Annotated in this window: 15 protein-coding genes; 10 read left to right on the top strand and 5 right to left on the bottom strand. The window is 63.5% G+C overall.

Going from position 1 to position 21,556, the window contains the following annotated elements; genetic code table 11:
* Positions 1-39 precede the first annotated feature (39 nt).
* Positions 40-963 carry a branched-chain amino acid transaminase gene (locus tag HS968_RS03295; RefSeq protein ID WP_119692060.1) on the bottom strand — a complete coding sequence of 308 codons (924 nt, stop codon included), beginning with the start codon at positions 961-963 and terminating at the stop codon, positions 40-42.
* A 64-nt stretch (positions 964-1,027) separates the two neighbouring features.
* Entirely contained in the window at positions 1,028-3,970 is a 2,943-nt protein-coding gene (gene glnE / locus HS968_RS03290) for a bifunctional [glutamate--ammonia ligase]-adenylyl-L-tyrosine phosphorylase/[glutamate--ammonia-ligase] adenylyltransferase (RefSeq protein WP_182370131.1), read from the bottom strand.
* Between the two features lie 272 nt (positions 3,971-4,242).
* Between glnE and aceE the strand changes: the two genes are divergently transcribed.
* From aceE to HS968_RS03275, 3 genes are all read left to right on the top strand, one after another.
* Positions 4,243-6,888, top strand: a complete 2,646-nt coding sequence (gene aceE / locus HS968_RS03285; protein WP_182370129.1) for a pyruvate dehydrogenase (acetyl-transferring), homodimeric type — start codon at positions 4,243-4,245, stop codon at positions 6,886-6,888.
* 11 nt (positions 6,889-6,899) lie between these two features.
* Complete coding sequence (aceF, locus tag HS968_RS03280; RefSeq protein ID WP_182370128.1) at positions 6,900-8,873, top strand: dihydrolipoyllysine-residue acetyltransferase; 1,974 nt, start codon at positions 6,900-6,902, stop codon at positions 8,871-8,873.
* A gap of 204 nt (positions 8,874-9,077) precedes the next feature.
* Entirely contained in the window at positions 9,078-9,518 is a 441-nt protein-coding gene (locus tag HS968_RS03275) for a CopD family copper resistance protein (RefSeq protein WP_119692064.1), read from the top strand.
* A 21-nt stretch (positions 9,519-9,539) separates the two neighbouring features.
* Here HS968_RS03275 and HS968_RS03270 read toward each other — a convergent pair whose 3' ends face one another.
* Entirely contained in the window at positions 9,540-10,046 is a 507-nt protein-coding gene (locus HS968_RS03270) for a hypothetical protein (RefSeq protein WP_182371565.1), read from the bottom strand.
* A gap of 165 nt (positions 10,047-10,211) precedes the next feature.
* On the opposite strand from HS968_RS03270, the gene HS968_RS03265 reads away from it, so the two are divergent.
* From HS968_RS03265 to HS968_RS03250, 4 genes are all read left to right on the top strand, one after another.
* Positions 10,212-12,917, top strand: a complete 2,706-nt coding sequence (locus HS968_RS03265) for a putative bifunctional diguanylate cyclase/phosphodiesterase (RefSeq protein WP_119692658.1) — start codon at positions 10,212-10,214, stop codon at positions 12,915-12,917.
* Positions 12,918-12,967: 50 nt separating this feature from the next.
* Positions 12,968-13,621, top strand: coding sequence for a peptide-methionine (S)-S-oxide reductase MsrA (gene msrA, locus HS968_RS03260; RefSeq protein ID WP_182370127.1), 654 nt, complete (start codon positions 12,968-12,970; stop codon positions 13,619-13,621).
* A 16-nt stretch (positions 13,622-13,637) separates the two neighbouring features.
* Positions 13,638-13,835: a putative motility protein gene (locus HS968_RS03255; protein WP_119692067.1), complete on the top strand. Its 198-nt coding sequence runs from the start codon at positions 13,638-13,640 to the stop codon at positions 13,833-13,835.
* An 82-nt stretch (positions 13,836-13,917) separates the two neighbouring features.
* Positions 13,918-15,171: an HD-GYP domain-containing protein gene (locus HS968_RS03250; protein WP_182370126.1), complete on the top strand. Its 1,254-nt coding sequence runs from the start codon at positions 13,918-13,920 to the stop codon at positions 15,169-15,171.
* A 193-nt stretch (positions 15,172-15,364) separates the two neighbouring features.
* Here HS968_RS03250 and HS968_RS03245 read toward each other — a convergent pair whose 3' ends face one another.
* The gene (locus HS968_RS03245) at positions 15,365-16,213 is read right to left on the bottom strand and encodes a 23S rRNA (adenine(2030)-N(6))-methyltransferase RlmJ (protein ID WP_182370125.1); all 849 of its coding nucleotides are present in this window, start codon (positions 16,211-16,213) and stop codon (positions 15,365-15,367) included.
* Between the two features lie 44 nt (positions 16,214-16,257).
* Positions 16,258-17,127: a LysR family transcriptional regulator gene (locus HS968_RS03240; protein WP_182370124.1), complete on the bottom strand. Its 870-nt coding sequence runs from the start codon at positions 17,125-17,127 to the stop codon at positions 16,258-16,260.
* Between the two features lie 93 nt (positions 17,128-17,220).
* Here HS968_RS03240 and HS968_RS03235 point away from each other — a divergent pair, with 93 nt between their 5' ends.
* From HS968_RS03235 to HS968_RS03225, 3 genes are all read left to right on the top strand, one after another.
* Positions 17,221-18,387, top strand: a complete 1,167-nt coding sequence (locus HS968_RS03235) for a YbfB/YjiJ family MFS transporter (RefSeq protein WP_182370123.1) — start codon at positions 17,221-17,223, stop codon at positions 18,385-18,387.
* A gap of 14 nt (positions 18,388-18,401) precedes the next feature.
* Positions 18,402-19,448 carry an NAD(P)H-dependent flavin oxidoreductase gene (locus HS968_RS03230; RefSeq protein ID WP_182370122.1) on the top strand — a complete coding sequence of 349 codons (1,047 nt, stop codon included), beginning with the start codon at positions 18,402-18,404 and terminating at the stop codon, positions 19,446-19,448.
* Between the two features lie 133 nt (positions 19,449-19,581).
* Complete coding sequence (locus HS968_RS03225) at positions 19,582-21,387, top strand: acyl-CoA dehydrogenase (protein ID WP_182370121.1); 1,806 nt, start codon at positions 19,582-19,584, stop codon at positions 21,385-21,387.
* The last annotated feature ends 169 nt before the right edge of the window (positions 21,388-21,556 follow it).

The raw sequence follows: 21,556 nt of genomic DNA, 5'->3' as shown, positions 1-21,556 counted from the left end.
GACTCCTGAAGCCTCCCCGTCATAGCCTAGATGACCGGCTTATTTAACCAGAGTACGCCACTCGGCGTGACCACTGGTCTTGCCGGTGACCAGATCGAAGTAGGCTTTCTGCAGTTTCTCGGTGATCGGCCCGCGGCGCCCGATCCCGATCTGGCGACCATCGACTTCACGGATCGGCGTGACCTCAGCAGCAGTCCCGGTGAAGAAGGCCTCGTCGCAAATGTACACCTCGTCGCGGGTGATGCGCTTCTCGACCACCTTGATGCCGTGCTCTTCGGCCAGGGTCAGGATGGTGCTGCGGGTGATGCCGTTGAGGCAGGAGGTCACTTCCGGGGTGTACACCACGCCGTCCTTGACCAGGAAGATGTTCTCGCCCGAGCCTTCGGCCACGTAGCCTTCCGGATCCAGCAGCATGGCCTCGTCAGCGCCGCCGGAAATGGCTTCCTGCAGGGCCAGCATCGAGTTGATGTAGTTGCCGTTGGCCTTGGCGCGGGTCATGGAGATGTTGACGTGGTGACGGGTGTAGGAGCTGGTGCGTACCTTGATGCCGTTCTCCAGCGCTGCTTCGCCCATGTAGGCGCCCCAGTGCCAGGCCGCAACGATCACGTGTACCTTCAGACCCGCGGCACGCAGCCCCATGCCTTCGCTGCCGAAGAACACCATCGGGCGCAGGTAGGCGCTTTCCAGGCCGTTCTCACGCACCGCGGCGCGCTGGGCCTCGTTGATCTCTTCCTTGGTGTAAGGGATCTGCATGTTGAAGATGTGGGCGGAGTCGAACAGGCGGTCGGTGTGCGCCTGTAGACGGAAGATGGCGGTGCCGTCCGGAGTGTTGTAGGCGCGCACGCCCTCGAACACGCCCATGCCGTAGTGCAGGGTATGGGTCAGCACATGGGTGTTGGCTTCGCGCCACGGCACCAGTTTGCCGTCGTACCAGATCACGCCATCACGGTCGGACATCGACATCTTGCCTGCTCCTCAAATTCGCTTCACGGTTCGAACATAGTAAGTGGGGCCGCAGCCCCGTCATTCAACTCAGCCCCAGTTCACGCCACAAGCGCATCACGGCGCGGCGCTCATCCTGGAACTGATCGCCAGGCACCACACCAGGCTGCTTCTGCAGCGCCTGGCGGTGGGCAGCCGAGCGATAAACCTTGTAGACCTCTCGCAGCAGCACGGCATCCTCGGCGGACATCAGACCGACTCGCTCCAGACCTTCCAGAATGCGAATGTTATCGGTGAATTCGAGTAGCTGCGGATGTTGCCACGACCAGGCCAGAGCCGCGTATTGCACCATAAATTCGATATCGACGATACCACCGGCGTCCTGCTTCAGATCGAAGGAAGACGAGGCCTCGAAGGCATTTGCCGCCGTACCGGCCGCGGTATTTTTGTTGCCAAGATTGTCGCGCATCTTCGCGCGCATCTCGCTGACCTCGACGCGCAGCGCCTCGATATCGCGCTGCCGGCCGAGAACCTCGGCCCGCACGCGCGCGAACTCGCCACCCAGCTTCGCACAGCCAACCAGGACTCGCGCACGCACCAATGCCTGGTGCTCCCAGGTCCAGGCCTCGCTCTCCTGGTAACGCTGAAAAGCCCCCAGTGAACTGACCAGCAGCCCCGCCGCACCGGATGGACGCAAGCGCATGTCCACTTCGTAGAGCGCACCGGAAGTGGTCTGAGTGGTCAGCAGATGGATGATGCGCTGCCCCAGACGGGTGAAGAACTGCGCGCCATCGATGGGCTTGGCGCCATCGGTCTCGGCTTGCGGGTCACCGCCATGGATGAACACCAGATCCAGATCCGAGCCGTGGCCGAACTCCAGACCACCGACCTTGCCGTAGCCGACGATGATGAAATCAGGATCGCACGGAGAACCGTCGGCACGGCGCGGCCGCCCATGGCGTTGCACCGTGTGCTGCCAGGCGAGTGCCAGCACCTGGTCGAGGATCGCCTCGGCCAGCCAGGTCAGATAATCCGAGACCTTCATCAACGGCAAGGTGCCGGCGATCTCCGAAGCGGCTACACGCAGGCTGTGCGCCAGCTTGAAGTGACGCAGCGCCTCCATCTGCTGCTCCAAATCCTCCTCGGGAATACGGATCAGGCGCTCGTGCAACTCGGCCACCAGCTCCGGCGCCTGCGGCGGAGAATAAAGGCGCCCTTCGTTGAGCAACTCATCGAGCAACAACGGGAAGCGAGCGATTTGTTCGGCGATCCACGGGCTGGCCGCACACAACGTGGTCAGTCGCGACAAAGCTCCGGGGTTCTCGCTCAACAACACCAGGTAGGCCGAGCGCCGCGCCACCTTCTCCACCAGCGGCAAGACCCGCTCAAGCACCAGGTCAGGCTTGTCGTGCTCGATGGTTTGCGCCAGCAGGCGCGGAACGAAGGCATCCAGCCGTTCCCGGCCAAGGCGCTGCATGGCACGCACCTGCGGGCCATTACGCAGGTCGACGAGACGTTTGAACGCTGTCGCCGGCTCGCTGAACCCCGCCTCTTGCAGCTGCTGCACCGCGGCTTCCTCGTCCAGCGCGCCCTCCCAAAGCGGCAGCCATTCGGCACCGACACAGGTCTCGCCGCTCTGCGCCTCATCCTCATCGGGATCAGCGATCACCTGCTGGAAGTGCCACTCGATGCGCCCGCGCCAATGCATCAGCCGCTCGTGGAAACTCGCCCAATCGGCAAAACCCATGATTGCCGCGACCCGCGCCTGATCCTGCGAATCGGCCGGCAGCATCTGTGTCTGGCGATCACCGATGCCCTGCAGGGCGTGTTCGGTGTAACGCAGGAACTCGTAGCCTTCCTTCATTTCAGTGACGACTGCCGGCGGCAAGTAGCCCTGCCCCTCCAGCGTGGTCAGTACCTTGAGCAGCGGCCGTTGCTGCAGACTGAGGTCGCGTCCACCATGGATCAGCTGGAAGGCCTGGGCGATGAATTCGATCTCGCGAATACCCCCCGCGCCGAGCTTGATGTTCTCGCTCATGCCCTTGCGCCGCACCTCCTGCTGGATCAGCAGTTTCATCGCGCGCAGCGCTTCGATGGCGGAAAAATCCAGATAACGGCGATAGACGAAGGGGCGCAGCATCTCCAGCAACTCGGCGCCAGCGGCCTGATCGCCACCGACCACACGCGCCTTGATCATGGCGTAGCGCTCCCAGTCGCGGCCTTGATCCTGGTAGTACTGCTCCAGAGCATTGAAGCTGAACACCAGCGCGCCGCTCGATCCATACGGGCGCAAACGCATGTCGGTACGGAACACGAAGCCATCGACGGTAATCGCGTCCAGCGCCTTGATCAGCTTCTGCCCCAGGCGGATGAAGAACTCCTGGTTATCCAGGGGTCGCTTGACGCCCTCGGTCTCGCCGCCCTCCGGGTAGCCGAAGATCAGATCGATATCAGAGGAAAGATTCAGCTCGTGCGCGCCGAGCTTGCCCATACCCAGGATGACCATGTGCTGCGGCTGGCCGCTACGTCGCCCGACCGGCGTACCGAACTGCGCACAGAGACGCGGATAGAGCCATTGATAGGCCAGATCGATACAGGCGTCAGCGAGATCTGACAAATCGCGACAGGTTTCCGCCAGCGCCGCCTGGCGACTGAAGTCGCGCCAGATGATGCGCAGTTGCTGGCGATTGCGAAAACGCCGCAAACAGCGCGCCAGCGTCTCCTCATCAGTGCAGTCGGCCAGCCAGGCCACCAGTTGCTCACGCAGTTCGCCCGGCGCCAGGCTGCGCTCGAGTTCACCGGAGTTGCCAAGCGCAACGAACATCTGCGGATCACGCTGGGCCTGATCGGCAACGAAGTCACTGAGCGCCGTCACCTGCCGCCAGCTTTCCAGGCGGGCTGACGGCCAGGCCGCTACCTGGGCGGACAAACCATCATGCTCGGCCATGGCCATCTGCAGGGATTTTTCGGCTCGCTCGGCCAGGGAAAGCAGAGAGGGGGGCAACTCGACCAGCGACGGCAGGCTCATGGTCTATCCTTTTGGGCGGACTGCCAGACGCACGGTGCAATCGCCCGGAACCCCGCTGCGGCAGGGCGCGCGCGGCCGGCAGTGCCGCGAATTGTAGTTTTACTACTGAAGAATTGTATCCAGAGGGCTGAATCCGTCGTCGAAATGTAGTAAAACTACAAGGCGCCGGACCTATCCCCGGTAAATCCAAGAATTTCAACTCACCCGCTCAAAAAGCCGGTGAGCCCCAACTGGCCTCCGATTCTGGAAGCCTTTCCGCCCTGGAGCAAGCCATGCAAGACCTCGATCCGATCGAAACCCAGGAATGGCTGGACGCCCTTGAATCCGTCCTCGACCGTGAGGGTGAAGACCGTGCCCATTACCTGATGACCCGTCTGGGCGAGCTGGCCACCCGTAGCGGTGCGCAATTGCCCTACGCGATCACCACGCCGTACCGCAACACCATCCCGGTCACGCACGAAGCGCGCATGCCCGGCGACCTGTTCATGGAGCGTCGTATCCGCTCGCTGGTACGCTGGAACGCCCTGGCCATGGTGATGCGCACCAACCTGGACGACCCGGATCTGGGCGGCCACATTTCCAGCTTCGCTTCCTCGGCGACGCTGTACGACATCGGCTTCAACTACTTCTTCCAGGCCCCGACCGAAGAACACGGCGGCGACCTGGTGTTCTATCAGGGTCACGCCTCGCCTGGCGTCTACGCCCGCGCCTTCATGGAAGGCCGCATCAGCGAAGACCAGATGAAAAACTTCCGCCGCGAAGTGGACGGCAAAGGCCTGTCTTCCTACCCGCACCCCTGGCTGATGCCGGACTTCTGGCAGTTCCCGACCGTATCCATGGGCCTGGGCCCGATCCAGGCGATCTACCAGGCGCGCTTCATGAAGTACCTGGAAGCCCGCGGTTTCATCCCCGCTGGCAAGCAGAAAGTCTGGTGCTTCATGGGCGACGGCGAGTGCGACGAGCCGGAATCCCTCGGCGCCATCTCCCTGGCCGGCCGCGAGAAGCTGGACAACCTGATCTTCGTCATCAACTGCAACCTGCAGCGCCTCGACGGCCCGGTTCGCGGCAACGGCAAGATCATCCAGGAACTCGAAGGCGTGTTCCGTGGTGCTCAGTGGAACGTCAACAAGGTGGTCTGGGGTCGCTTCTGGGATCCGCTGTTCGCCAAGGACAAAGACGGCGCCCTGCAGCGCCGCATGGACGAAGTGGTCGACGGTGAATACCAGAACTACAAGGCCAAAGACGGCGCCTACGTTCGCGAAAACTTCTTCAACACCCCAGAACTCAAGGACATGGTCAAAGACCTGTCCGACGACGAGATCTGGAAGCTCAACCGTGGCGGTCACGATCCGTACAAGGTCTACGCGGCCTACCACCAGGCCGTGAACCACAGCGGCCAGCCGACCGTGATCCTGGCCAAGACCATCAAGGGCTACGGTACCGGCGCCGGTGAAGCGAAGAACACCGCACACAACACCAAGAAGGTCGATGTCGACAGCCTGCGTCAGTTCCGCGACCGCTTCGACATCCCGGTCAAGGACGAAGAGCTGGAAAACCTGCCGTTCGTACGTCCGGAAGAAGGCAGCGCCGAGTACAAGTACCTGCACGAGCGCCGCAACGCGCTGGGTGGTTTCGTACCGCAGCGTCGTCAGCAGAGCTTCAGCATCCCGACGCCGCCACTGGATACCCTCAAGGCTATCCTCGACGGCTCCGGCGACCGCGAAATCTCCACCACCATGGCTTTCGTGCGCATCCTCGCGCAGCTGGTCAAGGACAAGGAACTCGGCCAGCGCATCGTCCCGATCATCCCGGACGAAGCCCGTACCTTCGGTATGGAAGGCATGTTCCGCCAGCTCGGCATCTACTCCTCGGTCGGCCAGCTGTACGAGCCGGTCGATAAAGACCAGGTGATGTTCTACAAAGAGGACAAGAAAGGTCAGATCCTCGAGGAAGGCATCAACGAAGCCGGCGCCATGAGCTCCTTCATCGCCGCGGGTACTTCGTACTCCTGCCACAACCAGCCGATGCTGCCGTTCTACATCTTCTACTCGATGTTCGGCTTCCAACGTATCGGCGACCTGGCCTGGGCCGCTGGCGACAGCCGCACCCGTGGTTTCCTGATCGGCGGCACCGCCGGCCGTACCACCCTCAACGGTGAAGGCCTGCAGCACGAAGACGGTCACAGCCACATGCTGGCAGCGACCATCCCCAACTGCCGCACTTACGATCCGACCTACGGCTACGAGCTCGCCGTGATCATCCGCGAAGGTATTCGCCAGATGACCGAAGAGCAGCAGGACATCTTCTACTACATCACCGTGATGAACGAGTCGTACCAGCAGCCGGCCATGCCGGAGGGTATCGAGGAAGGCATCATCAAGGGCATGTACCTGCTCGAGGAAGACAAGAAGGAAGCCGCGCACCACGTGCAACTGCTAGGTTCCGGCACCATCCTGCGCGAAGTGCGCGAGGCGGCGAAGATCCTGCGCGACGAGTACAACATCGGCGCCGATGTGTGGAGCGTCACCAGCTTCAACGAACTGCGTCGTGACGGCCTGGCCGTGGAGCGCAGCAATCGCCTGCACCCGGGTCAGAAGCCCAAGCAGACCTACCTCGAAGAGTGCCTGAACGGTCGCAAGGGTCCGGTCATTGCCTCTACCGACTACATGAAGCTGTTCGCCGAACAGGTTCGTCAGTGGGTACCGAGCAAGGAATACAAGGTGCTGGGCACCGACGGCTTCGGCCGCAGCGACAGCCGCAAGCAACTGCGTCACTTCTTCGAAGTGGATCGCAACTGGGTCGTGCTCGCCGCCCTGGAAGCCCTGGTAGACCGTGGCGAAATCGAAGCCAAGGTGCTGGCTGATGCCATCGCCAAGTTCGGCATCGACGCCGACAAAGCCAACCCCCTGGACTGCTAAGGAGCGTAGCGATGAGTGAATTGATTCGCGTACCCGACCTCGGCGGTGAAGGCGAGGTCATTGAACTGCTGGTGAAGGTCGGCGACCGTGTAGAAGCCGACCAAAGCGTACTGACCCTGGAGTCCGACAAGGCCTCCATGGAAGTGCCCTCGCCCAAAGCCGGCGTGATCAAGGAAATCAAGGTCAAGATCGGTGACCGCCTGAAAGAAGGCGACGAGCTGCTGGTACTGGAAGTCGAAGGTGCCGCCGCAGCGGCGCCTGCGCCGAAAGCCGAAGCCGCCCCTGCCCAAGCACCGAAAGCAGCCGCTCCGGCAGCGGCACCCGCCGCTGCTGCCAGCAGCAGTGTGCAAGACGTGCACGTGCCGGATATCGGCACCGACGGCAAGGTCAAGGTCATCGAAGTCATGGTCAAGGTGGGTGACACCATCGAGGCCGACCAGTCGCTGATCACCCTGGAGTCCGACAAAGCCTCCATGGAAATCCCTTCGCCGGCTGCCGGCGTGGTGGAAGAAGTGCTGGTCAAGCTGGACGCCGAGGTCGGCACTGGCGACCTGATCATCAAACTGCGTACCGCTGGCGGCGCAACCGCCAGTGCTGCTCCAGCTCAAGCCGCAGCTCCCGCGGCAGCCCCAGCCGCCGCACCGGCCCCCGCGGCGACCGCACCGGCGGCTGCCTCGGTACAGGAAGTGCGCGTGCCGGACATCGGTACGTCCGGCAAGGTCAAGGTCATCGAAGTCATGGTCAAGGCCGGCGACAGCATCGAGGCCGACCAGTCGCTGATCACCCTGGAGTCCGACAAGGCTTCCATGGAAATCCCTTCGCCGGCTGCCGGCGTGGTGGAAGAAGTGCTGGTCAAGCTGGACGCCGAAGTCGGCACTGGCGACCTGATCCTCAAGCTCAAGGTGGCCGGGGCCGGCCAACCGGCTGCTGCGCCGGCTCAGGCCAGCCAGGAAGTGCACCGCGTGCCGGAAGGCGCTGCGCCTGAAGTGGCTGCCGAAGTACGCGCCATCGCCTCGCTATCAGCCGCCGCTGCAGCCACCGCCTCCGCGCCCAAGCGCGACGGCGCCAAGGTTCACGCCGGCCCTGCCGTGCGCCAGCTGGCTCGCGATTTCGGCGTGGAACTGGCCGATATCGCCGGTACCGGCCCGAAGGGTCGCATCCTCAAGGAAGACGTGCAGGTACACGTCAAGGCGATGATGCAGAAGGCCAAGGCTGCGCCGCAGGCTGCCGCTGCCACCACTGGTGGCGCCGGCATCCCGCCGATTCCGACCGTGGACTTCAGCAAGTTCGGCGAAATCGAAGAAGTACCGATGACCCGCCTGATGCAGGTCGGCGCTGCCAACCTGCACCGCAGCTGGCTCAACGTGCCGCACGTGACTCAGTTCGACTCGGCCGACATCACCGACCTGGAAGCCTTCCGCGTCGCACAGAAAGCGGTCGCCGAGAAAGCCGGCGTCAAGCTGACCGTGCTGCCACTGCTGCTCAAGGCCTGCGCCCATCTGCTCAAGGAGCTGCCGGACTTCAACAGTTCGCTGGCCCCGAGCGGCAAGGCGATCATCCGCAAGAAGTACGTGCATATCGGCTTCGCCGTCGATACGCCGGACGGCCTGCTGGTGCCGGTGATCAAGAACGTCGATCAGAAGAGCCTACTGCAACTGGCTGCCGAAGCCGCCGCCCTCGCGGAAAAGGCACGCACCAAGAAGCTCTCGGCTGACGACATGCAGGGCGCCTGCTTCACCATCTCCAGCCTCGGCCACATTGGCGGCACCGGCTTCACGCCGATCGTCAACGCGCCGGAAGTGGCGATCCTCGGCGTGAGCAAGGCGACCATCCAGCCGGTCTGGGATGGCAAGGCCTTCCAGCCCAAGCTGATGCTGCCGCTGTCGCTGTCCTACGACCATCGGGTAATCAACGGCGCGGCTGCCGCACGCTTCACTCAGCGCCTGTCGCAGCTGCTGGCGGACATCCGCACCATCCTGCTGTAAATCGTTTCGAGCACGCCACGCTCGCATCCTCAACCCCGCCCATTATGGGTGGGGTTTTTTTTGCATTTTTTTCAGCCAGGAGTGTGTCAGGTCATTCTGGCCAGGCGCATGTCGACAAAGACGCGATTGGCTTGACCCCGGTCATGTCAGGTGTCGGCACGCACGTCATGATCGGGGCATATCAACCGCCCCGGCGCCAACCGCATGCTTTATCTCCTGCTGAAATTCGTCCACCTGACCGCTGCCGCGTTCTTTATCGGTGGTGTGTTCTTCGAGGTGATGATTCTCAGCCGTGCGACCAGGACGCTGCCAGATGACGCCCGCGCAGACTTCTCACGCGCACTTGGACAACGCGCCCGGCAGGTCATGCACTGGGTCGTGCTGGCGCTTTACGGAGCAGGCCTGGGCCTCGCCTGGCATTATCGCGCCGCGCTGCATGCGCCCCTGGCCAGCAGTTTCAGCCTCCTGCTCAGCCTGAAGATCGCCCTGGCCCTGAGCATCCTCGGCCACTTCCTGCTGGTGGTAGCGCTGATGCGCAGCGGCCGCATGACGCCGGTACGCTCGCGACGCATCCACCTGAGCGTCCTGCTGCAGATGCTGGCCATCATCTTCCTGGCCAAGGCAATGTTCCTGCTAAACCTGTAACGCCAGTTTGCGAACGATGGATCAGCCCTTCTGCACGTTACGGATGAGGAAGCTCAACGCCTTGGCCAGTTCGCCAGCGCCATCATGATCACGAACGATACTCAGCAACGGGCTGCTGTCAGCCGGGTTGAACAACACGCATCGAATACCATCGGTCGGACATTCGTAGCGGATGAACGGATCGATGCCGAACACCGCGACACGCTGATTGCGCACGGCAATGGCAGTGCCCTGAGCACCGCGGCTTTCTTCGCGCAGGATCAGCTCGCCGCTATTGCCGGTACTGAAGCGGTACAGCAAGTCTTGTCGCTGCGCCTGGCCAACCTGATAACCGGCGCGCAGGGCGTAGGTTTCCAGCAGGGCGTTGCTGTGCGCCAGCAGCGCCTGACGCTCGTTGTCGGTCAGGTACAAACGCTTGAGGCCATCGAGGTAGGTACGCTGTTCGGCACCCTGAAGTGCCGCGGCATCATCGGCACTGGAGACAGCCGATGCGCAGGCGAGAAGAGCCCCGCCCAACAGCATGGCCATCAGTTTCCTTGTCAGTATCGTTTGCATGATGCACCCTTGCCGAACGCTATAGTGAAGTAGGCCTGAGCCCTAGCCTCCGTCCAAGCCGATACGCCTTCTGGCGCAGCGGCCCTGTACCGAGAACGGATGCCTCGCCTGGTCAGCATACTGGAAGCCCAACGCCCAATGAAAAGCCATCCCGATGCCGGCACCCGCCCGGCAGCCGAGGTTGTGACGCAGTTGCCAGTGCCCTCGCGGCTCGGCATGCTGCGTTTCGAGCGCTTGAATGAGCCGAGCTGGGCATTGTTGTTTCTCGACCCTGCCTGCGAACGCAGGCTCGGTATCAGCGCTGCCGACCTGTGCGCATTGGTCGATGCGCCCTACGCCAGCCTGATGGAGCCCGAGGCACGCTACCGACTGCATGACGCCATCCAGCAGCAACTGCTGCAGGGCCCGCAGTATCTGGTGCGCTATACCCTGCATACACCACAAGGGCCGCTGAACCTGCTGGAGGTAGGCGAGCCCTTCAAACAGCGCAACCGCCAGTTGCTGCGCGGCTACCTGCTGGTCACCGACGAGAGTCTCGCCCAACACGCACCGGCCGAGTTCGAACTGCAGACCCAGAACCAGCAGTTGAGCACGGCGTTGCTGCAATATCAGCGCACTCAGGATGATCACCTGCAGCACCTGGCGCGTTCACGTACCCAGCAGCAACTGATCGTGCGCCTGGCGCGCCAGCGCTACGTGTCCAGCAACCCGCAACAGGAAGCCGCCGAGCTCATCACCCAGGCCGCCTGCGAAGTCTACGGCGTAGCCCGCGCCGGCATCTGGAGGCTGAACAGCCAACGTCTCGAGTGCGTTTCGCTGTACCGCCGCGACCTGGAGCGACACGAACAACTGCCGTCGATAGAAGCGCACAGTTTTCCGCACTACCTCGAAGCCCTGCACAGCGGCCGCTCGATCGATGCCCACGATGCCCTGCATGACCTGCGCACCCGCGAACTGGCACACGCCTACCTGGAACCACAGGGCATCACCTCGATGCTCGATGCCAGCATTCGTATCGAAGGCGAAGTGGTGGGCATTCTCTGCCTCGAACATATCGGCCCCAAACGCACCTGGCAGGCCGACGAGATTGCCTTCGCTGGCGAACTGGCCGACCAATTCGCCCAGGTACTGATCAATCAGCAGAAGCGCAGCGCCACCCACGCGCTCTATCTTTTCCAGCGCGCCGTGGAACAGAGTGCCAGTGCCTTCCTGCTGGTCGACCGTGATGGCCGGGTGGAATACGTCAACCCCAGCTTCACCGCCATTACCCTCTACAGCAGTGACGAGGTCTGCGGTCACCGCCTGTCCGAGCTGCCGGCGATGGCCAACCTCAGTGATCTGCTGTTCGATGCTCACTCCAGCCTGGCCGAACACAGCAGCTGGCAGGGTGAATTCCGCAGTCGGCGCAAGAATCAGGAGCCGTACTGGGGCCACCTGTCGATCTCCAAGGTATACGGCGACGATGGCGAGCTGACCCACTACATCGGTATCTATGAAGACATCACCGAGACCAAGCTGGCGCAACAACGCATCGAGCGCCTGGCCTACACCGATAACCTGACCAACCTCGGCAACCGTCCGGCCTTCATCCGCAGCCTCGAAGAACGCTTCGCCCGCACCACCCAGCAATCCATGGGCCTGCTGCTGGTAGACATCGACAACTTCAAGCGGATCAACGACAGCCTCGGCCACCAGACCGGTGACAAGCTGCTCTCGGCACTGGCCAGACGCCTGCGCAACAGCCTGGGTGCCAAGGGCAGCCTGGCGCGCTTCGCCAGCAACGAATTCGCCATCCTGCTCGATGGCTGCGACCAGGAGATTGGCCAGCGTACCGCCCAGCAAATACTGCAGACCCTGGACAAGCCCCTGTTCGTCGACAACCAATTGATCAGCATCACCGGCTCGGTCGGGCTGGCCATCGCCCCCGAGCATGGCGACGATCCACAGACGCTGATGAAGCACGCCGGGCTCGCCCTGCACAAGGCCAAGGCCAATGGCAAACACCAGGTGCAACTGTTCACCGAGGCACTGAACGCCGAGGCCAACTACAAGCTGTTCGTCGAGAACAACCTGCGCCGTGCACTGACCCAGAACGAACTGGAAGTTTTCTACCAACCCAAGCTGTGCCTCAAGAGCGGGCAACTGCTGGGCATGGAAGCGCTGCTGCGCTGGCAGCATCCGGAAAAGGGCATGATTCGCCCGGATCAGTTCATTGGCGTCGCCGAGGAAACCGGTCTGATCATCCCCATCGGCAAATGGGTGGTGCGCCAGGCCTGCCGCATGAGCAAGCAGATTGCCGCCATCGGCCTGGGTGAATTGCAGGTGGCGATCAACCTGTCGCCCAAGCAGTTCTCCGATCCGGATCTGGTTGGTTCCATCGCCGCTATCCTGCACGAAGAGCAACTCGACCCAAGGCTGCTGGAGCTTGAGTTGACCGAAAGCCTGCTGCTGGAGGCCACCGACGACACCCGCCACCAGCTCGGCCGCCTGAAGAGCCTGGGCCTGACCCTGGCCATGGACGACTTCGGCACCGGTTATTCATCGCTCAGCTACCTGAAGAAATTCCCCATCGACGTGATCAAGATCGATCGCAGTTTCATCAAGGACATTCCGGATAATCAGGACGACATGGAAATCACCTCCGCCGTGATCGCCATGGCCCACAATCTCAAGCTCAAAGTGGTCGCCGAGGGCATCGAGACCGGCGCCCAGCTTGGTTTCCTGCGCCGCCAGCAGTGCGATGTCGGCCAGGGCTACCTGTTCGACAAGCCGATTCCCGGCCGCGACCTGATCGACAGCCTGCGCCGCTATCCCTGCCGGCCACAGGCCGACCAACGGACGTAATACGCCGCCCTGCGCATAGTCCACAACTCACCCACTTTCAGGAGACCGCCATGGTTCTGCGTTCCCAGATTCTCGTAAACAAACATGCACTGCCGACCGCCGAGCAGGCCTTGCCTGGTCGCGCCGAAGCGATGCCGGTGGCCGACACTCATTACGTCAACGGCAACCCGATCAAACCGCCCTTCCCGGCCGGCCTGCAGCAGGCGGTGTTCGGCCTGGGCTGCTTCTGGGGTGCCGAGCGGCGCTTCTGGCAGCAGCCTGGCGTGTTCAGCACGGCCGTAGGCTATGCCGGTGGTTTCACTCCCAACCCGACCTACGAGGAAGTCTGCTCCGGCCTGACCGGGCACACCGAAGTGGTATTGGTGGTATTCGATCCGCAACAGACCAGCTTCGAAGCCTTGCTCAAGGTGTTCTGGGAAGTGCACAACCCGACCCAAGGCATGCGCCAGGGCAACGACCAGGGCACACAGTACCGCTCGGCGATCTACTGCCAGGACGAAGCGCAGCTGCATGCAGCGCAGGCCAGCCAGGCTCGTTTCCAGGCGGAGCTGGACAAGGCAGCAATGGGCAGCATCACCACTGAAATCAGCGAAGCGCCGACCTTCTACTACGCCGAGACCTATCACCAGCAATATCTGGCGAAGAACCCGGGCGGCTATTGCGGCCTGGGCGGAACAGGCGTATGTCTACCCCCTGAATCTTGAGCACGGGTAGACAGTCGTGGAGCTGAGCAGCATTTCCAGCCAGGTATCGAGTCAGGCGTCTGCTCAGATCTCCGCGCAGATGTCGCTCCTGCTGCTGCGCAAGACGCTGGAGCTGCAGGCCGCCAACATCACCGGCCTGGTGCAGTCCGCTGCACCGGCCAGTGCACCGAGCAATCCGCCAAACCTGGGCAACAGCGTCGACGTGATGGCCTGAAGAGCCGTCCGAAGAACAGGTGCCGCAAGGGCTCAACCCGGACTAAACTGCAGGCCATTAGCTATCAGCCAGCGGATCCGGCATGCCCGCCAACACTCTCTACATCACGCCCGAGCAGCTTTGCGTCGGTCTCTACGTTCATCTGGATCTGAGCTGGTGGGAGCATGACTTCGCCTTCAGCAACTTCAAGATCAAGGACGAAGCGCAGATTCGCGCCTTGCGCGCGCTGAAGCTGAAACAACTGCGCTACGACCCGGTGCGCAGCGACTGCCCGCCACTGGAACTGGCCGACGATACGCCCGCACCGATCCCGGAAGAGCCGCCCGTCGATCCCGAGAGCCAGGCCCGCCAGGAACGTGCGCAGAAGCTGCGCCACCTGCGAACTCGGCTGGCCGACGTGGATCGACGCTTCATCGAGGCCAGCCAGCGCATCAAAGCGCTCAACCAGACCCTGCGCAGTCGACCGGAAGATGCCATGCGCCAGGCCGGCGCCATCGTCGGTGAGATGGTCGAGACATTGCTCGGTGCCACCGGCGTGGTGCTGCATGGCATTACCGGCAAAGCGGCTGAGGACAGCTACTTCCATGCCCTCAATGTCACCGTATTGTCCCTGCTGCTCGGGCGTCAGCTCGGCCTCGACAGCGAGGCCTGCCATAGCCTGGGCCTCGGCGCCCTGCTGCACGACATCGGCAAGCTGGAAGTGCCCAGCAAGGTGCTGCTCAAGCCCGAGCCGCTGACCCGTCCGGAACAACAGCTGCTGCAGATGCACACCGACTTCGGCCTGCGCATGGGGCAAAAACTGATGCTCGATGACGAAGTGCTGCGCATCATTCACGAGCACCACGAATACTGCGACGGCAGTGGCTACCCGCGCGGCCTGCGCGAAGCCGGCATCGCACGGCTGAGCCGCCTGGTGGCCATCACCAACCACTTCGATGGCCTGTGCAACCCACTCGATCCACGCCAGGCCCTGAGCCCGCACGAGGCACTGGCGCTGATGTTCAAGCAACAGCGTGAGCGCTTCGATGACGTGGCGCTGAAGGCCTTCGTCCGCGTCATGGGCGTCTACCCACCGGGTAGCCTGGTGCAGCTGGAAGATGAGCGTTATGCGCTGGTGCTGGGCATCAACCCGACCCAGGCGTTGAAACCGACACTGATTCTCTACGATGCCGATACACCCAAGCAGGAGGCACTGATCGTCGATCTGGCCGAAGAGCCGAAGCTGGCCATCGCGCGCAGCTTGCGCCCCTCGCAGCTACCGCTGGAGGTGTTGGAATACCTCAGCCCGCGGCGCAACCTGAGCTATCACATCGAGCCCAACCACAAGCCGGGTTGAACAACCTGTTTCCATCGCACTGGCAAGCCGCGTGTACGGCATACGGCGTACTGCTTCGCGAACGGATCGCCGGCCGGTACGCCCTACACACTGGTAGCCCGGATGCAATCCGGGATCGGGACTACGGTTCCCGGATTTCAGTCAGGCTACGCGCTGCTGGGTGCGCCGCGCGTAACACTCCCTCAGGGCACGCTCAACCCGCCGGTTTTTCCTCGATCAACCAATCCAGGCGCCAGCCGCCCTTGCTCTGGCCAAGCGCATCGGCCAGCCAGGGTAGAAGCTGCTTGAGTTCATCTTCCAGCCCCCATGGCGGGTTGCTGATCACCAGCCCCGAACCTGCCAGGCGCGTGGCATCGTCCGGTGCATGCACGTAGAGCTCGGCGCGCAGTAGCTTGGGCGCCGCGCTCTTTTGCAGGTCGCGATAGAAGCGCGCCAACTGGCGCTCGTCCTTGATCGGGTACCAGATCGCCACGATGGCCTGGCGCATGCGCCCATGCGCCTCGTTCAGCGCCTCGACGCAGCGCTGCAGTTCATCGGCCTTTTCGAATGGTGGGTCGATCAGCAGCAGCACGCGCTTCTCGCGAGTCGGCATCAGCGCCCGCGGCACGTGCCAGCCCTCGCCCAGGTGCACGGCCACGCGACGGTCACCGCGCATGTTGTCCTTGAGCAATCGCCCGTCTTCCGGATGTTTCTCGTTGAGCTGCAGGCGATCCTGTTCACGGCTGAGCAGGCGCGCCAATTCAGGCGAGCCCGGGTAATAACGCAGCTCACCGTCCGGGTTCATCGCCCGCACCACCTCCAGGTAGGCCTCGACCGCATCCGGCAACTGCTCGGCCTGCCACAGGCGAGCGATGCCGTCCAGATACTCGCCGGTACGGCTGGCCTGGTCGCCTTGCAAATCGTACAGACCGAGTCCGGCGTGGCTATCGAGATAGGCGAAAGGCGCCTCTTTGCGTGACAACAGGGCGATCAGGCGGGTCAACACCAGGTGCTTGAGCACATCGGCGTGGTTGCCGGCATGGAAGGCGTGGCGGTAGTTCATGGGGGTCTCCGAAGCGGTCGCCAAGTTTACCCGCTGAGCGGGCTTTACGCGCGCATCAGCTCCAACAGCAACGCCAGCGCCGGATGCTCGCCGGCATCGCGACGACGCGCCAACAGCGTGGTGGTCGCCCCCAGCTCAGGGGCAATGGCCTGATACTGCACCAGATGCACACGCGGGTGACTTTCGAGCAGGCTGCGTGGCAACAGGCCAATACCCATGCCGGCAGCGATGCCGGCAAAGATGGCGTCGATGGAGCCATAGCTCTGCCGCGCCGCCACCTGCAAACCACGACTGACCGCCCAGCGCTCCAGGCGCTCTCGGTAATGACAGCCCTCGGGGAAACCCAGCAAGGTCTGCGGCCGGCTCTCCAGACTGGAGGCATCCTGTGCGGGCGGCAGTACCAGCATCAGCTCCTCCTGCCAGATGGGCAGGCAGTCGAGTTGGGGATGCTCGAACGGCCCACCGATCAATCCGCCGTCCAGCACTCCGGATAGCACGCCTTCGACCAGGCGCCGGCTCGGCCCGGTGCTGAGCTGCAGGTTGACCCGCGGCGCCCGCTGGTGAAATGCCGCGAGCAGCTCCGGCAGACGCACCGCCGCGGTGGTTTCCATCGAGCCCAGGCGCAGATCACCGCTCCAGATATCCTCCTGCACGCTGCGCCAGGCCTTCTGGCAGAGCTGCTCCAGATGTTCGGCATGGGGCAACAGGCGCTCACCCGCTGGCGTCAGCCGCAAGCGCTGACCCTGGCGCAGGAACAGTCGCGCGTCGAGCTGTTGTTCCAGTTGTCGCAGGCGCGCCGAGACGTTCGACGGCACGCAGCTCAGGCGCAAGCCAGCAGCACTCAACGAGCCCTCACGCGCTACAGCGAGGAAGTAGCGGAATAACTGAGGATTGAGTCGCTGCCAGGCACCCATTAACTTCACCAAAAGTGAAAATTGACCGCAGTATTTTTCACTAACGATCAGTTGGTGACAACGACTAAGGTGCGCGGTACGACCGGAGGCCAGATGCCCAGATTCGACCGCAGCCACTTCACCGCCCTGCTCGCCGCCGCCCTGGCGCTGGTGGTCGTGCACGCTCTCGGCCGCTTCGCCTATACCCCGCTGCTACCCCTGTTGCTCGATGACGGTTTGTTCGACCTGGCCGAAGGCGCCCAGTTGGCGACCTGGAACTACCTGGGCTATCTGCTCGGCGCCCTGCTCGCACTGCCCATGGCCAATCCACGTGGCTTGCGCCTGGGCCTGCCAGCGGCCCTGCTGATCAACGCCGGCCTGACCCTGGGCCAGGTGTTCGTTCATGACTTCACCGGCCTCGCGGCGCTGCGCCTGGCCAATGGCATCAGCAACGGCGTTGTCTTCGTACTCGCACCGGCACTGGTTCTGGAGTGGCTGGCCTTGCGCCAAGCGACGGCACTCAGCGGCCTGGTGTACCTGGGGTTGGGTGGCGGCATGCTGTTGTGCGGCGTACTGGTCACCATCACGCCCTGGCAAGGGCCGATGCGCTGGTTGCCGATGGCCCTCTGCGCTCTGCCTTTGGCGCTGCTCTGCGCACCCATGCTGCGACGCCTGGCGCTGGATCTACCCGAAAAGTCCCACGTCACCACTCAAACGCCACTGCTCGACAGGCGCAATCTACCGTTGTTGATGGCCTACCTCGGTGCCGGCCTGGGGTACATCCTGCCGCTGACCTTCCTGCCGGCACTGGCTCGGGAGCAATTGCCCGCCGACCATCCGCTGCTGATCGGCAACTGGTGGTGGACAGCGCTTGCCTGCCTGGTATCGGCCACCCTGTGGAACCACGCAGGTGCCTGGCTGGGCGATCGTCGCGCCCTGCTGGCCAACTACCTGCTGCAACTGCTCGGCGTGGCCATGCCCATCCTGTTGCCCGGCCCCATCGGTGTGATGACCTGCGCCCTACTGGTGGGCGGCACCTTTCTCGGTACCGTGCTGCTGACCCAGCGCCTGGCTCGCGCGCTCAACCCCGGCCAGGGCTTGCGTCTGGCGGCGCTGCTGATCAGTCTCTATGGCGGCAGCCAGTTGCTCGGCCCCTGGCTGGTGGAACACTGGACAGCCGCCGGCCATAGCCTCACGAGCAGTTTTTCCATTGGCGCGGCTGCGCTGCTCTGGGCCCTGTTTTGGGCCTGGCACGTGGCCGAACCGCAACCCAACCGCTGAAACGGAGCCATTCCATGCCTCTCACCACCCTGCTCGGCAGCGAACTCCCTCTGATCCAGGCGCCAATGGCTGGCTCGCAGGATCACCGACTGGCTGCCGCCGTGTGCCAGGCCGGCAGTCTCGGCTCGATTCCCTGCGCCATGCTCACGCCCGCCGCCCTGCGCCAGGAACTGGAGGCCATGCATGGCCTGACCGAGCGCCCGTTCAACCTGAACTTCTTCAGCCATGTATCACCAGCAGCGGACGCGACGCGCGAAACGATCTGGCGCAAAGCCCTGGCCCCCTACTACCGCGAACTGGGGGCGGAGCAGGCCAGCATCGCAGGCGGGCCAGGGCGCCTGCCATTCAACGAAGAGGCTGCCGCCCTGGTAGAGGAATTCCGCCCGGCGGTCGTGAGTTTTCACTTCGGTCTGCCGGAAGAGTCGTTGCTGCAGCGGGTACGGCGCAGCGGGGCGAAGATACTTTCCAGCGCCACCACTCTGGATGAAGCACTGTGGCTGCAAGAGCGTGGCGTCGATGCAGTGATCGCGCAGGGTCTGGAAGCCGGCGGCCATCGCGGACATTTTCTCGATCACGACCTGAGCCGCCAACTCGGTACCTTCGCCCTGCTGCCGCAACTGGTCGATGCCCTGTCGGTGCCGGTGATCGCTGCCGGCGGCATCAGCGACGCACGTGCTGTGGCTGCGGCCATGGCCCTTGGCGCGGCCGGCGTGCAGATCGGCAGCGCGTACCTGCTTTGTCCGGAGGCCACGACCAGCGCCATCCACCGCGCGGCCCTGCAAAGCCCAGCGGCGCGCCACACGGCGCTGACCAATCTGTTCAGCGGTCGCCCGGCACGCGGCATCGTCAACCGCCTGATGCGCGAACTGGGCCCACTCAGCGAACAGGCACCCGCCTTCCCCCTCGCGACTGCGGCCATCGCACCGCTGCGTGCGGCGGCCGAAGCGCAGGGCAGCGGTGATTTCTCACCGCTGTGGGCAGGGCAGAACGTCGCCGGTTGCCGGCCGATGCCCGCCGCCGAGCTGACCCGCGAACTGGCGCGGGGCTTCGCTCGAGGTTGAGGTTCGCGGCTGAAGCCGCTCCTACGAACGGACATTGGCGGCAGGATTTAACGCTTTATCACGGCCGATGATGGTACTGGGCAGCCAGGGTGCTGGCTGCCTAGACTCGATTGATCATCTAGAGGCCCGTTCCATGTCCGAGACCCTGCTCAGCTCCCGCAACCTGGCGTTCGAACTCTATGAAGTGCTCGACGCCGAAGCCCTGACCCAGCGCCCGCGTTTCGCCGATCACAACCGCGAGACCTTCGACGCGGCGGTCAGCACCGCGCGCGGCATCGCCGAAGAGCTGTTTGCTCCGCACAACCGCAAGAACGACGAAAACGAGCCGCAGTACGTCGATGGTGGCGCGGTGCTGATCCCTGAGGTCGAGCCTGCTCTGCGTGCCTTCCACGAAGCCGGTTTCCTCAATGCCACCCGCGATTTCGAGCACGGCGGCATGCAGCTGCCCAACCTGCTGTCACAGGCCTGCTTCGCGCATTTCCAGTCGGCCAATATCGCCACCAGCTCCTACTCGATGCTGACCATGGGCGTGGCCAACCTGATCGAAGCCTTCGGCAACGAAGAGCAGAAGTCCCGCTACCTGCAGCCGATCATCGACGGCCGCTTCTTCGGCACCATGGCGTTGACCGAACCGCACGCCGGCTCGTCGCTGTCGGACATCCGCACCAAAGCAGAGCCGCACGCCGACGGCAGCTACCGGATCAAGGGCAACAAGATCTTCATCTCCGGCGGTGACCAGCCGATCTCCGAGAACATCGTGCACATGGTGCTGGCCAAGCTGCCGGACGCCCCGCCTGGGGTGAAGGGCATCAGCCTGTTCCTGGTGCCCAAGTTCCACGTCAACGACGACGGCAGCCTCGGCGCACGCAACGACGTGACCCTGGCCGGGCTGTTCCACAAGATGGGCTGGCGCGGCACCACGTCCACGGCGCTGAACTTCGGCGACAACGGTGAATGTGTCGGCTACCTGGTGGGCAAGCCGCACGCAGGCCTGTCCTACATGTTCCAGATGATGAACGAAGCGCGTATCGGCGTCGGCATGGGCGCGATCATGCTCGGCTACGCCGGTTACCTGTATTCGCTGGACTACGCGCGCAACCGCCCACAGGGCCGCCAGCCCGATGGCAAGGATCCGACCAGCCCGCAGATCTCCATCGTCGAGCACGCCGACGTACGTCGCATGCTGCTGACGCAGAAGGCCTACGTCGAAGGCGCCTTCGACCTCGGGCTGTACGCCGCGCGCCTGTTCGACGACACCCACACCCTGGAAACCGCCGAAGAGCGCACCCGCGCCCTGGAACTGCTCGACCTGCTCACCCCCATCGTCAAGTCCTGGCCGTCGGAGTTCTGCCTCAAGGCCAACGAACTGGCCATCCAGATTCTCGGCGGCCATGGCTACACCCGCGAATACCCGGTGGAGCAGTACTACCGCGACAACCGCCTCAACCCGATTCACGAAGGCACCCACGGTATCCAGTCGCTCGACCTGCTTGGGCGCAAGGTTTCGCAGAACGGCGGCGCTGCACTCAAACAACTGCTCAAGCTGATCAACGACTGCTGCCAGCGCGCCAGCGCTCATGAATCGCTCACCGCCCTGCGCCAGCCGCTGGAGCAACTGTTGGCACGCCTGCAGGCAGTGACCCTGGCGCTGCTCGGCGATCTGATGAGCGGCAAGGTCAATCAGGGCCTGGCCAACTCGGCGCTGTACCTGAAGGCATTCGGTCACACGGTGATCGGCTGGCGCTGGCTGGAACAGGCGATTCGCGCCGAGCAAGGTCTGGCGCGCACGAGCGATGCCGAGGAGCAGGCCTTCTACCGTGGCAAGTTGCAGGCGGCACATTACTTCCTGACCTGGGAAGTGCCGAGCTGCCACCACGATCTGGCCATCCTCGAAGCACGCGACAATACCTGCCTGGGCATGCAAAACGAGTGGTTCTAGATAGGGAGCGGTAGGGCACGCTGCACAGAACGTAGGGCGTACCGGGCGGCGATCCGTTCGTGCAGCAGTCGCCGCTGGATTTGTGCGGCGCCCAAACACGGCGGACTGTTCGCTGGCGCCACTACCGGTCGGCGCCCAACCCGCCCTACGCACTGATTTTCCCGAGCCC

This window comes from Pseudomonas berkeleyensis (assembly GCF_014109765.1).
Taxonomy (GTDB): Bacteria; Pseudomonadota; Gammaproteobacteria; order Pseudomonadales; family Pseudomonadaceae; genus Aquipseudomonas; species Aquipseudomonas berkeleyensis.
The sequence above is the reverse complement of the archived record's forward strand: the minus strand, read 5'-3'. Positions and strand labels throughout refer to the sequence as shown.